This window comes from Bartonella sp. AA81SXKL, assembly GCF_042196945.1.
Classification (GTDB): domain Bacteria; phylum Pseudomonadota; class Alphaproteobacteria; order Rhizobiales; family Rhizobiaceae; genus Bartonella.
Genome location: NZ_JBHIRH010000148.1, coordinates 1 through 888 on the forward strand (window position 1 = coordinate 1; position 888 = coordinate 888).

Below are 888 nucleotides of genomic sequence, written 5' to 3' on the forward strand. Positions count from 1 at the left end.
CTCAGGAGTAACATATCTATTTTCGAGACGAAAATCCCAAAATTTTCCGCTACCTTCAACCAATCTTTGACTAGGATGTGCCTTCCCTAAATCAGATTCTGGCCCATAAGCATAGAGCGTATACTGATAAGGTGAATGCCCTACCGTAACGTAACCGCCATCTAACTGAAAAGAATCTTTTCCTGCCGTTCCAGAAACTTGAATGAGTGAAATCCCTTGGTTATTTCCACCAATGCCCGTGTATCCTCCTGGACTTCCTGGTATACTGCGCACATAAACTGTCGTTTTTCCAGAAACATCACCATGTATCAAAACACGATCAGTCTTTTGCTTTTCATGGTCTCCCCCCTCATTCAGATATGTGTTAAGGTAAATATACGCACCATCTTGCGCTTTATAAACGGTACCTGTCCCATTTCCAATGTGCAGCGTTTGATAATTATAATCCTTATCAGTTTTCAGTTTGTGAAACTTAATAGAACTATCGTTCATAAGGAGCAGAAAAGAAATAGATGAATCATTCGTACCAGCAGATTCACGTGAATCCCTCTCTTGGTTTTGCTTTAAAGTCCATGTCGAACCAGCACCCAAATAGAGCTCAGCAGTAGAACGATCATCAACATGAGCACCCCCTTCAAGGGTAGAGGCACTGGCTAAAATTTTCACTAAAGCTCCCCTCTCAGCTCTTAATAATGAACGCCCTGAAAGGGTACTTTGCATTAAATTAACAACACCATAAGTACTATCGGTACTATAAAGAGCCACACTGTCTGGAGCAGAAAACATTGTCTGCCTCAAATTAATAGCCTCCAATCTGGGCAGCTTTTTTACCTCTTCTAGCTTTCCTCTATTCTCAAATTCCTCCCCTGACTTTTCCCCCCGAAAATA

Annotated in this window: 1 protein-coding gene; it reads right to left on the bottom strand. The window is 41.6% G+C overall.

Going from position 1 to position 888, the window contains the following annotated elements; translation table 11 throughout:
• A partial coding sequence (locus tag ACFINZ_RS10195) for an autotransporter outer membrane beta-barrel domain-containing protein (protein ID WP_375701451.1) occupies positions 1-888 on the bottom strand: 888 nt, incomplete at both ends.